Source organism: Acinetobacter sp. 1125_18A (genome assembly GCF_052824985.1).
In genome coordinates, this window is record NZ_VTDG01000004.1 from 121289 (window position 1) to 137141 (window position 15853).

Annotated in this window: 13 protein-coding genes; 7 read left to right on the top strand and 6 right to left on the bottom strand. The window is 38.0% G+C overall.

What is annotated here, in order from left to right; genetic code table 11:
- Positions 1-538 precede the first annotated feature (538 nt).
- The 6 genes from FY049_RS08735 (at position 539) to tatC (ending at position 6402) form a co-directional block, all read left to right on the top strand.
- Positions 539-1762: an alpha/beta fold hydrolase gene (locus FY049_RS08735; RefSeq protein WP_446083540.1), complete on the top strand. Its 1224-nt coding sequence runs from the start codon at positions 539-541 to the stop codon at positions 1760-1762.
- 77 nt (positions 1763-1839) lie between these two features.
- Entirely contained in the window at positions 1840-2853 is a 1014-nt protein-coding gene (locus tag FY049_RS08740) for a lipase secretion chaperone (RefSeq protein WP_446083541.1), read from the top strand.
- A gap of 106 nt (positions 2854-2959) precedes the next feature.
- Entirely contained in the window at positions 2960-4723 is a 1764-nt protein-coding gene (locus FY049_RS08745) for an alkaline phosphatase D family protein (protein ID WP_446083542.1), read from the top strand.
- A 148-nt stretch (positions 4724-4871) separates the two neighbouring features.
- Positions 4872-5096 carry a Sec-independent protein translocase subunit TatA gene (gene tatA, locus FY049_RS08750; protein WP_056512930.1) on the top strand — a complete coding sequence of 75 codons (225 nt, stop codon included), beginning with the start codon at positions 4872-4874 and terminating at the stop codon, positions 5094-5096.
- Positions 5097-5113: 17 nt separating this feature from the next.
- Entirely contained in the window at positions 5114-5632 is a 519-nt protein-coding gene (tatB, locus tag FY049_RS08755) for a Sec-independent protein translocase protein TatB (protein WP_151957908.1), read from the top strand.
- Positions 5629-6402: a twin-arginine translocase subunit TatC gene (tatC, locus tag FY049_RS08760; RefSeq protein ID WP_056512934.1), complete on the top strand. Its 774-nt coding sequence runs from the start codon at positions 5629-5631 to the stop codon at positions 6400-6402. The genes tatB and tatC overlap by 4 nt, the downstream gene beginning before the upstream one ends.
- A 127-nt stretch (positions 6403-6529) precedes the next feature.
- On the opposite strand, the gene FY049_RS08765 is transcribed toward tatC, so the two are convergent.
- Positions 6530-7534 (bottom strand): SUMF1/EgtB/PvdO family nonheme iron enzyme, encoded by a 1005-nt coding sequence (locus FY049_RS08765; RefSeq protein WP_446083543.1) that lies wholly within the window; start codon positions 7532-7534, stop codon positions 6530-6532.
- The gene (locus tag FY049_RS08770) at positions 7531-9210 is read right to left on the bottom strand and encodes an arylsulfatase (protein ID WP_446083544.1); all 1680 of its coding nucleotides are present in this window, start codon (positions 9208-9210) and stop codon (positions 7531-7533) included. The genes FY049_RS08765 and FY049_RS08770 overlap by 4 nt, the downstream gene beginning before the upstream one ends.
- Positions 9211-9939: 729 nt before the next feature.
- Here FY049_RS08770 and FY049_RS08775 point away from each other — a divergent pair.
- Positions 9940-10269, top strand: coding sequence for a hypothetical protein (locus FY049_RS08775; RefSeq protein WP_446083545.1), 330 nt, complete (start codon positions 9940-9942; stop codon positions 10267-10269).
- Between the two features lie 77 nt (positions 10270-10346).
- Here the strand turns inward: FY049_RS08775 and FY049_RS08780 are convergent, their stop codons facing one another.
- The 4 genes from FY049_RS08780 to FY049_RS08795 form a co-directional block, all read right to left on the bottom strand.
- The gene (locus FY049_RS08780) at positions 10347-10937 is read right to left on the bottom strand and encodes a tetratricopeptide repeat protein (protein ID WP_446083546.1); all 591 of its coding nucleotides are present in this window, start codon (positions 10935-10937) and stop codon (positions 10347-10349) included.
- A gap of 264 nt (positions 10938-11201) precedes the next feature.
- Positions 11202-12914, bottom strand: a complete 1713-nt coding sequence (locus FY049_RS08785; protein WP_446083547.1) for a 4Fe-4S dicluster domain-containing protein — start codon at positions 12912-12914, stop codon at positions 11202-11204.
- A gap of 173 nt (positions 12915-13087) precedes the next feature.
- Positions 13088-14338: an MFS transporter gene (locus tag FY049_RS08790; protein WP_004721472.1), complete on the bottom strand. Its 1251-nt coding sequence runs from the start codon at positions 14336-14338 to the stop codon at positions 13088-13090.
- Positions 14339-14399: 61 nt separating this feature from the next.
- Positions 14400-15551, bottom strand: coding sequence for an acyl-CoA dehydrogenase family protein (locus FY049_RS08795; RefSeq protein WP_056512946.1), 1152 nt, complete (start codon positions 15549-15551; stop codon positions 14400-14402).
- Positions 15552-15853 lie beyond the last annotated feature (302 nt).

The window sequence follows — 15853 nt, forward strand, 5'->3', positions numbered from 1 at the left end:
AAAAAAATATGCTTTATTTTATGATCAATGACTAGATATAAAATACTTGTATGAATAATGCGTTGGTTTCACTATATTTATTATACTAATTAAATGAAAGTTAAATAATAACCTTGGATGATAAAATTTTAATTTTTTATTTATAGTCTGATTTTTTTCATCATCATAAATAATAATTAAGCATTTAAGATAATAAGTTTTTTATTATTCAAGTGATTTTTATTTGTATGTTTAATTCAATTGAATTTACTAAAACCCTAAAAGAAAATACTTTATACATATCGGTCTTTATATTTGTCGTAATTTGTCAATGAATTCGTTGTGAAATGTCAATACGCATATTTCTAAATTTTATACTTTAACACTGTGTTGTGAATATTTATCAATAAAATTCCACAACTTTTATAACTTTAAGAAATGATTTAAATCAATACCAATCGATAAGACAGCACGAAGGATTTGTGAATCTTGGTATGTATTTTAGTTTGAGACGACGATATAGACCATGACAAGAAAATTTTTATAAATTGGAGTACGTATGCAAGATTTTACTTTATCTAAGTGGGTATTTTTAATTTCAACAGTAGTTTACTCAAGCCATTCTTTTGCGGGTTTTAATGTAAATCCAATTGTAGACAGCTATGAAAATAAAAATAGTCCTCAACCAATTGTGCTTGTACATGGCTTAGCAGGGGCAGAACATGTAAAGTTTTTAGGAAATTTTTCTATTTATGACTACTGGGGTTCAACATTAACTCAATTGGCTGAACAGTCCACACCAGCCATAGCAGTTTCTATAAGTCCTTTAAATAGCAATGAATATCGTGGTGAAGAATTAATCAAGCATTTACAGTATATTCAAACGACTTACTATCGTGATGACGTTAAATTTAATTTAGTAGGACATAGTCAAGGTGGACCGACATCTCGTTATGCGCTTGGGGTTAAACCTGAGTTGGTGTCCTCCATCGCGACTGTTGGTTCTCCACATCGGGGAAGTCCATTTGCTGATCAAAATATCCAAGAATATGAAGCAACTGGAAAATTAGATATTAGCAGTATGTTGCCTTATTCTTCGCTACAGTCTGTGTTGAATTTTTTGCAAAATATCATTTATAGACATGATTTTTTAAGTGCACTTCATAAAATTATAATTGATGGCAGATTAGATCAAAATGATATTAAAACCTTTAATGCCAACACCTCGTTCTGGGTGTGGGGCGGTGAGGGTGTTAGAAAATTACCAGATGAAGATTATCGTCGTAACAGTCTAAATTATATTAATTTGCTTGAAGGGATCCGAGCCAATAGTGCCAAAAGTATGCAAGATTTTAATACTTTATTCCCTGAAGGTATTCCCATTTCTGCTCAATGTCTAAAACAGACCGATAACCCAAGTGACTATAATTTACCCAATACACCTGATCGATATTCTATCAAAGGATTAGATGGAAATTCCTATCCTGTTTATATGACATCATGGACGGGAAAAATTGATGAAGTGGTAAATTTATTTCCCAACCAAGCACATGATGGTACGGTCTCAGTATGCAGTAGTCGTCTAGGAAATCTAAAGGGAATTTATAACTGGAAACATAGAGAACAGTCAGGAACGTTTAGTAAATACGATGAATCATTCTCAGTTTCAGGCTGGCCTTGGAATTGGGGTTGGATTCAAACACCGACGAAATGGGCAACAATTCCAAACCCAATTGATGTTTTAAAAGATCATGCAAATTATTTAAAGGAAAATAATATGTGATTGACTTTGGGCTATATTGATCTATAAAGAATAAATATAGCCTGATTTTATTTAAAACAAAAAATCAGGGATTTTAAATGAAAAAAAGTATTTTAGTTTCATCTTTTTTTCTAGTGGTTATTGTTTGTTTTCTATGGCTTGTGTTTAAGCCAATAGATAAAAAGACAAATAATCAGGAGGATTTAAAACCAGATCAAGCGACCGCTTTAAATATAGGTAGTATAAAACCAAGCAATGGTTTTATACCCATTGCGGTTGATGCGTTTGGAGGGAATATTTACTGCGAATTAAGTTTTGATACAAATCAAACTTTTGTTTTAGACAATATGACCAAGGATTGTTTTGATAAGCTGTTAAAAAATAATCCAACTGAATCTGATTCTACCAATTTTGGTTTAAATTTTTTCAATAAGCTGTTGGTTGATCCGGCTCAAAGTATCGTAAAGGATTTATGGATTAGGTATGTCAAATATACCGATCAGGTCATTTTAACGCATAAGGCACATTCGAAAAATCAAGCGAATTATAAAAATGCGAAAAGACTTGTAGATGCGATTCGATCTATCCGAGAAAGATTTTTTACCCCCTTTGAGATAAAGGCATTATTTGGTGCAAGTGACAAAATTGAAGATTATGAGTTGGTTGTTTTAAAAATAAATGAATCTACAGGGATGACAGATGATGAAATCGAACAGGAACTCAATACAGCGATAAACAACCTGCCCGAAAAATCTAGAAAGGCCATAAAGTTTAATAAAGACTTTAACGATGTATCTCGTAAAGTTCAGGAAATAAAAAATAGAGGAGGTTCACAGGAAGAGATCCACAAGGAGCGGTTAAAAGTATTTGGTCCTGAAGTGACCGAGCGCATGGAATCTGTTGATAAATCAAGAGCGCAATTTAAAAACCAAGCAGAAATATATATGCAAAAGCGAGGTGAAATTTTGCAACGTGATTTAAATATGCTTGATCAGGAAAAATCAATTGAAGCGCTTAGAAAAGAAATTTTTAGTGACAGATATGATAAGCGGAGAATTATCAGTTTGGAAAAAATTTATGATACGGAAAAATCGTTAGATATTCTCAATTAATGTAAGTGTATTCAATGAATCAATCTAGTTAATGGGACCGTAGAGAATAAATAAATTTAGGTCTTATTTAGTATTTGTAATGTAGCCATAGTTTAAGGAGTAAAGTATGACAGCCAAAATTACACGACGAGAACTTATTCAAAAAAGCCTATTCGGTTTTGGTGCACTGTCTTTATCTGCGGGTTTTACGGGATGTAATGACAGTTCAGATCGAGAATCAACAACACTACAAGTCAATTTTGAACATGGGGTTGCCAGTGGAGACCCTTTACAAGATCGCGTGATTTTATGGACACGCTTAACGCCCAATGATAGCAACGCACGTTTGCAAGTGACTTGGGAAATTGCTTTAGATGATCAATTCAAGCAAATCATTAAAACAGACAAAGTCACCACAGCAAAAGCACAAGACTTCACGGTGAAAGTTGATGCCACAAACTTAAAACCAGATCAACGCTATTTCTATCGTTTTAGCTTTGGCAATAAAGTTTCACCAGTTGGACAAACCAAAACGCTACCAATCAACCCAAGCAAAGTCAGTTTTGCGGTATGTTCTTGCGCGAATTATCCAGCAGGGTATTTCTATGTTTATCGTGAAATGGCCAAACAAGATGTTGATGTGGTAATTCATTTGGGTGACTATATTTATGAATATGGTCAAGGTGGTTATGCAACAGAAGATGCAGTGAAGTTAGGACGTACTTTGGCTGCGGACAATAATCAAGAAATTATCAAGTTAGATGATTATCGCAAACGCTATGCGTTATATCGTAAAGACAAAGATTTACAAACATTGCATCACCGTCATCCATTTATTGTGATTTGGGATGATCATGAGTTGGCAAATGATACATGGCGAGATGGTGCTGAAAATCACCAAGCCAATGAAGGGGCTTTCCTCGATCGTAAACTTGCTGCATTACAAGCATACTTTGAATGGATGCCGATTCGTCCTATTTCCGCAAATGATCATCTCAATATTTATCGCCAGTTTGACTTTGGTTCACTGGTGCAATTGACCATGTTAGATACCCGTATCCTTGCCAGAGATAAGCAACTGGAATATACCGATTATATCACCGCTTCTGGTATGGATTTTCAACGTTTTCAGACTGACTTAACCAATCAGAATCGAACCTTGATGGGGTATACCCAACGTGAATGGTTACAGCAAAAGTTGGCTCAATCCAAGGCAACTTGGAATGTATTGGGTCAGCAAGTGTTGATGGGTAAGATATTAATCCCTGCTGAATTACTGGTACCGTTGAGTGCAGTTCTGAGTGGAAACGCAACTCAAGAGGTTTTAAATCAAATCAATACGATGATCATGGAGTTAGTGCAACTGAAAATGCGTGTGCTACAGGGCGATCCAACATTGACAGCAATTGAAAAGGCACGTTTAACCACTGTCGCACCTTATAATTTAGATGCTTGGGATGGTTATTATGCTGAACGTGAAATTCTGTATGGTACCTTAAAAGCATTGAACAAGAAGGTCGTAGTGCTGGCAGGTGATACCCATAATGCATGGTCATCAGAGTTGTATAGTCAGGCGGGTGATTTTGTCGGTGTTGAGCTGGCGACAAGTTCAGTGTCATCGCCGGGAATTGAAAAGTATCTCAATATTCCAGTGGAACAGTTACAGCAGTTTGAAATGGCGTTTACCACACTGATTGATGAATTGGATTATACCAACCTAAATCAACGTGGTTATCTGAATGTCAGCTTTACTGCAACACAGGTTCAAGCGGACTGGATCTATGTCGATACCATTAAAGAGCCGCAATATACTGTGGATACAAAACGTGGGCATCAAGTGGTGTTGAATAATCAATTGGTCAATGCCCGCTCGATTAAGAAAACTGCTTAACAAAAGACTATTTAATTTTATATCGCCTGACTACTGAAGAAGATTTAGATGCTATTGCTATCGCATCATTTCTTCAGTAGTACATGGCTAAACTGTCTTTGTACACATAATGATTGAAATAACACAAGAATATCAGGAGTAAAAAACCATGGCTGGATTATCGATTTGGCACGTACTTATTTTTGCAATTGTGGTGATCTTACTTTTTGGCACATCTAAATTAAAAAATTTAGGTAAAGATGTCGGTGGTGCGGTGAAGGATTTTAAAAAATCAATTCAAGATGATGAAACAACCACTGCTGCACTGAATGAACCAAGAACACAGGAACATCAAAATAGCAATGCTGATGTGAACTCTACGGTAAAGCACTAAAACTGGAGAACTAACACATGCTTGATGTCGGATTTTCTGAATTATTGGTTTTTGGGATTATTGCGCTGTTGGTGTTAGGACCTGATAAACTCCCTGAAGCTGCGCGTTTTGTTGCGAAATGGTACAGTAAATTGAAACGTCTCATCAGCAATGTTCAGAACGACATTGACCGTGAATTACGCTTATCTGAATTGCGCGAACAGATGCAGAATGAGATGCAGCGTATTCAAGAATTAGAGCAAAAAATGCAGGCGCAGATGCATGAGCTACAGCAATTATCGGCTATGCCTGGAGATGCTATACAGCAAGAGCAAGCGCCAGCACGATTAGAGAAACAGCAATTAGAGCAACCGCAATTAAAAGAACAGCAAAAAGCCCAGCTGAGAGTGAAGCAGATTTATCAACCTGTCTCACGTGATATTCCTACAGTCTATTTGCCAAGTATCTGGCTAAAACAAGTTCAATGTAATGATGAAAAACTCAGTATTGATCTTGTTCAATCCAAGTCAATATCGCAATTGAAGGTGGCCGTATGACATCAATGATACCGCAGCTACAAGAGCAAGTTTCCGAAGAAGCGACTCAGCTTGAAGCAATGCCTATCACCCGACATTTGATGGTGTTGCGTCAGCATCTGTTTAAAATTATCGGGGTATTAATTGTGCTTTTTTTCTGTTTGTTGCCATTTGCAAACAGAACTTATTCAATGTTATCTGAACCACTACGTGCCCAATTACCTGCCAGTTCGACCATGATTGCTACAGATGTAACTGCAACATTTATGGCACCTTTTAAACTGAATTTCTTTATTGCGCTGATGCTGGCGATGCCTTTTATTATTTATCAGATTTGGGCATTCATTAAACCTGCGTTGTATGAAAAAGAAAAGAGTCTGGCATTCCCATTGTTATTGAGCAGTATTTGCTTGTTTTATTCAGGGATTGCCTTTGCCTATTTTATTGCCTTACCTTCGATTCTGCATTTTTTTATCAGTGTTTCACCTGATACCGTTGCACCAATGACGGACATTAACAGTTACTTAAGTTTCTGTTTAAAACTCTTTTTGGTGTTTGGGGTCACTTTTGAAATTCCAATTATTACACTGGTATTGATTTTAATTGGTTTGGTCAGCACGCAAACGCTGGTGGAAAAAAGACGCTTTATTATTGTGGGCTGTTTTTTTATTGCGATGTTTGTCACGCCACCAGATGCTATTTCGATGATCATGTTGGCAATTCCAATGTGGATGTTGTTTGAATTGGGATTGGTATTTGGCAAGATGATTGAAAAACGTGAACGTGTATAAGTGCTGATTTGTAGCGAAAGTGGTTAAGTGTTGCTTTGTTCTATTCAACCCTTCTTTTTTAAAGCAGACGAATTTATATTTAAGTGTATAAATTCGCCAGATCTCTAGATTTTAACCTATCCTTGTCTCATGGGTGAGTTCGTAATACTGTTCTAAACCCCACATGCGTTGCAGCCAAATCAAACTCTTGCGGATATCGACTACTATTTCGATAACGAGAGCAATAACTCGAAGCACATAAGAAAGAACCACCTTTAATCACATATTGGGTTGCTGCGATGCTTTGCTGACGCAGATCAGTATAATTTCCCATATGTTGATCATGCGCGCCTTGATATACAGAAGAGGTCCACTCCCAGACATTCCCAATCATATCGAACAATTGGAACGCATTGGCAGGGTAGCAGCCGACAGGTGCCACACCTGCAAAATGGTCTTCAACAGAATTATGCATTGGAAATTCACCTTGCCAATAATTGGCTTGTGGATGTTGATGGGCATCCTGAGGCGCTTGATGCAGTGGCGTATCGGTTTTTGAGCCCGCCTTTGCAGCATATTCCCATTCTTGTTCGGTAGGTAAATCTCGTCCTAACCAAACTGCGTAATGTTCAGCATCATTTTTGGTCACATAGCGAACAGGTTCAGCAGGGCGTGGAGCTTGACCCGAAGCGCCATTGGGCGTTTTCCAAGTGTAATCAGACTTGAGTTGCCACCACTGATTAGGCTTATTGGCATCTGGTGAAAATACAGCTGCCTGTTTCTGTTGCTCTGCGTCGGTTACATAGCCGGTTGCTTTTACAAAACTACTAAACTGCGCCACAGTCACTTCGGTTTGATCGATCCAGAAACCCTCAACTTGACGTTGTTTTTGCCCAAAATTGAGTTCATCGGAATAGGCTTTATCGGAGCCGAGCTGAAATGAACCTTTGGCAATCCAAACCATACCTGCTGTTGGCTTTTTTTGCCATGCATTGGGTAAACCTGAATAGTGTTCGCATTGCTGCAATGAACCAAGTGGTATAGAAGCTTTGCTGGTTTGTTTGGGAGAATGGTGCGAGTCGGGCGTAGCTTTATTGCAGCCTGTTACAAGGAACAGGCTACATAGTGAAATTAAAAGAGGGCTAAACTTCATTGAATGTTGTATTCCTTCACCCCATTTTGTTGGGTATATTTGTTATACACATCAAGTAGTTCTTGTAGTTTTACTGGGTTATTTTGTGCAAGGTTTTGGGTTTCACCACGGTCATTTTTTAAGTTATATAATTCCCAAGCTCCCGTTCCTAGCTCTGCTTTACCTTGTAAAGCAATTTTCCATTCGCCTTGACGCGCATATTTACTGCCATGCAATTCATCTGCAAAACTAAAGTTTACAGGACGAATCGCCTGTGCTTTATTTTCAAGCACCGATTTCCACGAGTAACCGCTTGGGGTATTAATTTGACGACCTTTATATTGACTTTGTGGGACAGCAATATTGGCATAATCTAAAACAGTTGGGAAAACATCGAGCACTGAAGCAAAACCATGATAGGTTGCTTGCGCTTTATTTTGATGAGGAAGTTTAACAATGGCTGGTGCTGTGGTTGCACCTTCACCCGCAGTATCTTTCCATAAATGGAAAGGTGCAGCACTGACTTCAGCCCAACGCGGACCGACATAGTGATAAGAACTGGATGTACCGATATTGTTCACCCGATTATCAAAACCTGATTCAGCCCCATAACTACCACGAATAAAGCCTTCAGCTCCATTATCTGAAACAAAGAAAATTAAAGTATTGTCGTATAAGTTATTGCGTTTTAAATACTCAATCACGCGTCCAATATTGGCATCAAGGTTTTCGACCATACCCGCATAGATTTCCATTCTGCGTGCTTCTAAGACTTTTTGCTCTGTGGAAAGTTCATTCCATTTGCCATATTTTTGTGGTGCATTTTTTGTCGCAATCGGTTCGGCTGCAGTAAAGTTAGCTGGAATTAGACCAAGTTGTTTTTGGCGGGCAATACGACCATTACGGATCACATCATAACCAGCATCGTAAACGCCACGATAACGGTCACGATATTCAGCTGGGGCTTGTAATGGCCAATGAGGTGCGGTGTAAGCAGCATAGGCAAAGAATGGTTTTCCTGAATTTTTACCTGACTCTAAATAACTAATTAACTTATCGGTGAAGTAATTGGTTGAGAAAAAGTCATCGGGTAATGCTGAAATTGGAACAACTTTACCATCCTCCGTATAGGTGGCATTACGTTTATATGCACTAGGCGCTTGTTTAAAGTGTAAATCTAGACCTTGCAATAGCGTAAATGAATGATCGAAGCCTTTTACATGTGCGTTAGTTTCAGCGGTTAAACCGAGGTGCCATTTTCCACTGATATAGGTTCGGTAGCCATTATCTTTAAGCACTTCTGCTATTGAGAGTGAGCGCTCATTTAAGTAGCCCTCATAACCCGGCTGGCCTTTTAAGTGGGCAGGAGTGAGCTCAGCCATAGCCCCAATGCCAGCTAAGTGATGGTCTGTACCCGAAATTAATTGTGAACGCGTCGGTGAGCAGGTTGGGGCAGTATGGTAGTCCGTTAAAATACGACCTTCTTTGGTCAGTGCGTCAATATTTGGGGTGTGTATTTCTCCACCAAATGCCCCTAAATCCGAATAACCTAAATCATCAGCCATGATAAATAAAATATTCGGTTGTTTCTTGGTTTCCACCACAGTATTTGAATGGTCTGAATCATTATTACATGCTGAAATAGAAAGACTGATTAATGCAATAGAAAGTGTTGTAAGCAGATTTTTATGAGACATACGTGTCGACTTGGTTTTTTAAAAAATTAGGCTGAGTTTAGAGCGTTAATTTTTATGGTAAAAATAATTAAAATTTGATTGTTAATCTGAAAAAAAGAAAAGCCCTCAATATGCTTCCGAATAGATGTTGAAATCATTTAAAAGTAAGTATGTTGAGCTGTTTAATAAAACCAAAATACTTCTAGGCTTAAAAAAATGAGCACCATCAGCTTATAGCAAGGCCTTGGATATGCTTTAGGCATATTAGGAAAGTTTTATATTCGTGATAGTTTAATACATGATATTCAAATACACCTTTGTAATATCATTGGTTTTAGCATAGCAACAATTTGAATTTATCCAGTTCTACAATTTAATCTGATTAAACTTTAAACGCCGATGTAAATAAACAAGTCACTTTGATTGCGAATGAATGTTTTTTAAACAAAAATATACAGAACTGTCTGTTTTTATGTTGATGGTGTATTGATTAATTGAAGATTATTGTGATAAATTCTACAGAATTAGAGGGAGATCTTTTTTAAAGATTCTTGATGCCTTGATCCTATTTCCCTTCCCCAAGGGAAATAGGAGTTTTTAAGGATTAATAAAAAACAACAGATAAAGATGTTTATAAAAGACTGAAAATACATTATCTCAATGGGAACATAGATAAATTTTATAAAATAACGCATTTGTATGAATTCTACTTTTAAGAGTGAAAATACAAATCTATAGGTAAGTATTACGATGAAAATTTATGAAATGATATTTCATAAAGGAACTTATGAACAAACACGCTTATTTTATATTCAGAATAATAAAGCTTCACGTCAGCATTTTATTGAAAATATGCGTTTAGAACTTGAGCAAGAACTCAAGGACTTCAATCTCAGTTGTAAGTCTCAGTATAAGCATGATTTATTTGCCTTGTACAAAAAAGTCCAAAAAGAAAGCCACTTACATTTAGATGCGATGGAAGATGAATTTATACAAAATTCAAAAGCCATTTTTGATCAATGTATTTGTTTAATTGTTAAAAGTCATGAGGTTTTAAATGTTGTAAAATCGCTGATTTAAAAAAGTATCAGTCAAAATAAATAAGCATTAAAAATCAATTCTATAAATTGGTAAGTTGGTAGTTTTATTGTCTTCAATCATAGTACAGCCAATTGCCGTTGTGCTAATTCATAGCCTTGATCTGCGGCTTTTTTCAGCCATTCTTTTGCTTTATTGATATCTTGAGGTAGACCTAAATTTCCATCTAAGTATAGAGATCCCAATTTAAATTGTGCTGTCACATCACCATTTTCAGCCGACTTAAGATACCAATAATTTGCAAGATCTAGATCTTTCTTGATATTTTTCCCATCTGAATATTCTTCAGCTAAATTGTATTGTGCCATCGCATTGTTCTGATTTGCAGATTTGGTCAGCCATTCAATACCTTTACGGGTATTTTTACCGACACCTGAGCCCCATAAATAACTCATTGCTAAACTGAGTTGAGATTCTGAATCACCCGCTTCGGCGGCTTTTTTAAACCAAAAAACACCTTTTTCTTCATCAAAGGACACACCCTGATTGCCACTGCTATAAAGATAACCCACTTGGTATTGCGCTTTTACGTCCCCATTGTTGGCTTTTTCGAGTAGGGCTTCAAAACTTTCTGAAAATACAAGTGTAGTGGGAAAAAATGTAAGAATAATAAGAGGGTACAGCAGTTTTTTAATTTTAAATTTCATCATTTTTTCAATCATTTGTGTCTTTTAATCAATAAAATTAAAGTGCAAAATTAAGTTATAGTCAACTTAATTTGAGCCAAGACTTATTCTATTTTGTCTTTCAAGCTTAGCTCCCTAGGGAACTAAACTTACCTAAATAATGAAAATGAAGAGCTTATATCACTCGACAAATTGGGGTAAAAGACGCTGTTAATACTACACAAAATTATCTAAACACTCGCATGTTTAGTGGTGAGCAGCATTAAAGCATCGTCCTAAGTATCCAGCTTACATATTTGGATAGTTAGGCCCACCACCACCTTCCGGTGTTACCCATGTGATATTCTGAGATGGATCTTTGATATCACAAGTCTTACAGTGAACACAGTTTGCAGCATTAATCTGGAAGCGCTTAGAACCATCATCATTTTCCATAATCTCGTAAACACCAGCAGGGCAGTAACGTTGAGCTGGCTCATCCCATTTTGGTAAGTTGACATTGATTGGAATCGAAGCATCGGTCAGCTTTAAGTGAGCTGGTTGATTCTCTTCATGTACGGTATTCGATACAAATACAGAAGATAAACGATCAAAGGTTAATTTACCGTCTGGCTTTGGATAGTTAGGTTTAAATGTCGCAGTATCTACAGTTTTTAATGCACTAAAGTCAGGTGCAAGGTCATGTAGTGTAAATGGCACTTTAAAGATATTTTGATCGATAAAGTTAAATGCACCACCCATCCATAAACCGAATTTATGCATTGCTGGACCAAAGTTACGTGAACGATGTAACTCTTCTTTTAACCAGCTGTTGTTGAATTTGTCAGTATAGGCAGTCAATTCTTTAGCAAAGAAGTCTTCGCCTTCAGCGACACGCGCCACTGCTAAATCGCCACCTTTCTCATGACCGGCTTGGATTGCTTCAAATACAGCTTCACCGCACAACATACCCGATTTCATCGCAGTATGAGAGCCTTTGATTTTAGCAAAGTTTAAGAAACCAGCATCATCACCAATTAAGCAACCGCCAGGGAAGGTCAGTTTAGGTAGAGAGTTTAGACCGCCTTTAACAACTGCACGTGCGCCATAAGAAATACGCTTACCGCCTTCAAGATATTGCTTGATCAGTGGATGCGTTTTCCAACGTTGCATTTCAGCAAAAGGATACATGTGTGGATTTTCATAAGATAAATCGACAATCATACCCAAGGTTACTTGGTTGTTTTCAGCGTGATATAACCACCAGCCGCCTGAAGAACCCGTTTCGGCCAAAGGCCAGCCTGAACCATGCATCACTAAACCTGGTTTATGTTTTGCAGGGTCGATTTCCCAAAGCTCTTTTATCCCGATACCGTAATGTTGCGGATCAGCATCTTGATCTAAGTTGTATTTTGCAATCAGACGTTTACCGTGGTGTCCACGGCAACCTTCTGCAAAAATTGTGTATTTTGCATGAAGCTCGTAACCAGGGGTAAAGTTATGAGTAGGTTCACCATCTTTACCAATACCCATATCACCAGTTTGGATGCCTTTTACAGAACCATCTTCATGATAAAGGATTTCTGAGGCAGCAAAGCCAGGGAAGATAGAAACTTCTAACTCTTCCGCTTTTTGACCTAACCAACGAACCACATTACCCAATGAAATAACATAGTTACCATCATTGTGCATGGTTTTAGGAACCATCCAATGCGGTGCTTCTTGTGACTTTTCAGCAGACATGAGGAAATAAGTTTTGTCCTCTGTCACAGGTACATTTAAAGGTGCACCTTGTTCTTTCCAGTCAGGGAAAAGTTCATTGATTGCACGAGGTTCAAGTACAGCACCAGAAAGGATATGCGCACCAACTTCAGAGCCTTTTTCAACCACACAGACAGAAAGGTCTGGAAGATTGTTTTCAAGCGCTAATTGACGAATTTTAATCGCAGCAGAAAGACCCGCAGGGCCTGCGCCTACGATGACTACGTCAAACTCCATTGACTCTCGTTGTAAATCTTTCATAAAAAGAAATCCTATTTCGCTTGACGGTATTTTAATTTATTGGGCTAAAAATATCAAATAAAAAAGCATCAAAAAAGGGCTGCTTGATGAGCAAATTCAAAATGATACCCACAAAAAAGCCAGCTAGATTTAGCTGGCTTTAAAATGGGATAACTGATTTTACAAGGTTACTTTTACGATTTTTGCGGATCGTAGAGTTTTTCCTTGATGAAGAGGGCAGGAATAACGCCGCAAATTAAATAAGCAGCTCCCATCACCACAAAACCTAAACCAATAGAACCACCCGATGCCAAGTAGCCAATCGTTGCAGGCGCAAGTGCTGCACCAAGACGCCCCACGTTATAGGCACCACCAATCGCTGTACCACGAATCGCTGTCGGGAAACTTTCCGTCATATAGGTGGCATTTACACCATAAGGAATACCGTATAAAAATCCGAAAGCGATCAATAAATATAAAATGTTGCTGGGTGAGTTATAAAAAACAATCAGTGGTAGAAAAATAGCAGTCCCAATCGCACCAAAGGCATAAGTAAAGCGACGACCAAGTTTATCAGCCATCATCCCCGCAAGGACTTTACCGAGGATCATGGCGGTATAGGTACCGACCATATATGCGGTCATTTCCTTAAACTTCATGCCTAATTCACTTTCTAGATATGAAGGCATCCAGTTATTTACCCCATAATAACCAAATTGCAAGAAGCCTGCTGTGAGCGCCCACAAGATAAACATATTACGATTTCGTTTATCTTTAAAAATCAGTTTAAATGCTGAAGTTTCCTCAGAATTTTTATCGCGTGTTGGTTGTTGTAAACGAGACTGTTGCCATGCGAGTGGTTCTGGTACCAAAAGATGCATTAAAACAGCAATCAATACAGGTACAATGGCAACATAAAACAGCATACGCCAGCCATGATCTGGAATAATCCATCCAGCGAGTAGTGTTGCAACAATATAGCCAACTGTCCAACCTGCTTGTAAGGTACCCAATACCGTTGTACGGTAACGTGTAGGTACATATTCCGCCATCAATGTATTGCAGGCAATATAAAGCGAGCCTAGTCCAAGAGAAGCAAAAAAGCGTAATAGCCCAAATTCAAGAAAGCTTTGGGTAAAGCCTAGTCCACATGTAAGTAGTGAGAAGGTGAGAATAGAAATAACCACGATCCGTACTCGACCAAATTTGTCACATGCCCATCCCCCAAATATTCCACCGACAGCCATACCCGCCAAGGTAAAACTACCCAGCATACCTGCCTGCACGGAACTTAAACCAAAATCTGCCTTAATACTGTTGAGACTATAAGACAACAGCATCAGATCGGCACCATCCACCAACAAGGCTAAAAATGCAAAAACAAATGCAATTTTCCAAGTGTGAGGTTGTATTGAAGAGAGATGTGTATTGTAGTTTGTCGCCATAATCCATTACCTACATTTGATTTACAGCACTTCAAATCGTTTTAAAGTGCCTAAAAATTAATTAAGACGCAGCGCGAATCATATTTCGAGCAATAATCATTTGTTGAATTTGGGTGGTGCCTTCATAGAGACGGAATAAACGCACATCTCGGTAAAAACGCTCAATGGCATATTCACTGATATAGCCAGAGCCACCATGAATCTGTACGCAACGATCGGCTACGCGACCACACATTTCAGTGGCAAACATTTTTGCGCATGATGCTTCAGTGCTGACGTTCAGTCCAGCATCACGTTGTCTTGCCGCATCTAAAACCATACATTGCGCTGCATAAATTTCTGCTTTGGAGTCAGCAAGCATGGCTTGAATCAATTGAAATTCAGCAATCGCTTGTCCAAATTGCTTACGCTCAAGGGCGAACTTTAAGGTATCGTCTAACATGCGTATGGCAGCACCGACACTGATTGCGGCTATATGTAAACGACCTTTATCCAAGACTTTCATTGCGGTTTTAAATCCTACACCTTCGACACCACCAATCAGTGCTGAGGCAGGAACCCGACAGTTTTCAAAAATCACATCACAGGTATGGGCACCTTTTTGCCCCATTTTTTTATCTGTTTTACCTAGAGAGATTCCTGCGGTTTTGCGATCTACGATAAAAGCAGAAATTCCACCAGCACCTTTAATGTCTGGATTGGTTCGTGCCATCACCGTAAACACCCCTGCATGAGGTGCATTGGTAATAAAGCGTTTGGTGCCATTTAAAATATAAAACTCACCTTCTTTTACTGCGCTGGTTTTTAAAGAGGCAGCATCTGAACCTGCATCTGGTTCAGTTAAGCAAAAAGAGCTGATCACTTCGCCACGTGCTAAACGGGGCAAGAAAAATGATTTTTGAGTTTCGGTACCATCAATAATCAGGCCACTCGAACCGATTCCATTATTGGTGCCGATCAGTGAACGAAAGGCAGGCGAAGTACGTCCAAGTTCAAAAGCGATGGACACCTCTTCTTCCATGGTCAAGCCAAGACCTTCGTATTCTTCTGGAATCGTCAGCCCAAACAAACCCAAAGCTTTCATTTGCTCAATGATGGCTTGAGGGATTTGATCTGTTTCCGCGACTTCATTCTCATGAGGAATAAGGACACCATCTACAAACTGTCGAATCATATCTACCAGTTGTTTGAGTGTTTCCTGATCTCGAATCATAGTCTTGTCCTTTGTACAACATGTTGAAAACATCGAGCTGATGTTGCTAAAACCCTGCATATTGATGCGATAGTAATCAAAGGATCAGTAGAAAACAATATATTTTGAAAATTAATTTCGCAATGCGGTATATTGTGCTTGTTTTTCAGTTGGCTAATTATTTGATTTAATTAATCTATATTTGTTGAATAAAAATCATCACTTTTGATGAAAAAATTAAGTTTTATTTTTAAAGTTTTCTGTGTATATTAAAAATATATATCGCTATGCGAAATTTATATTAAATAAATTTTCCTGTAGGA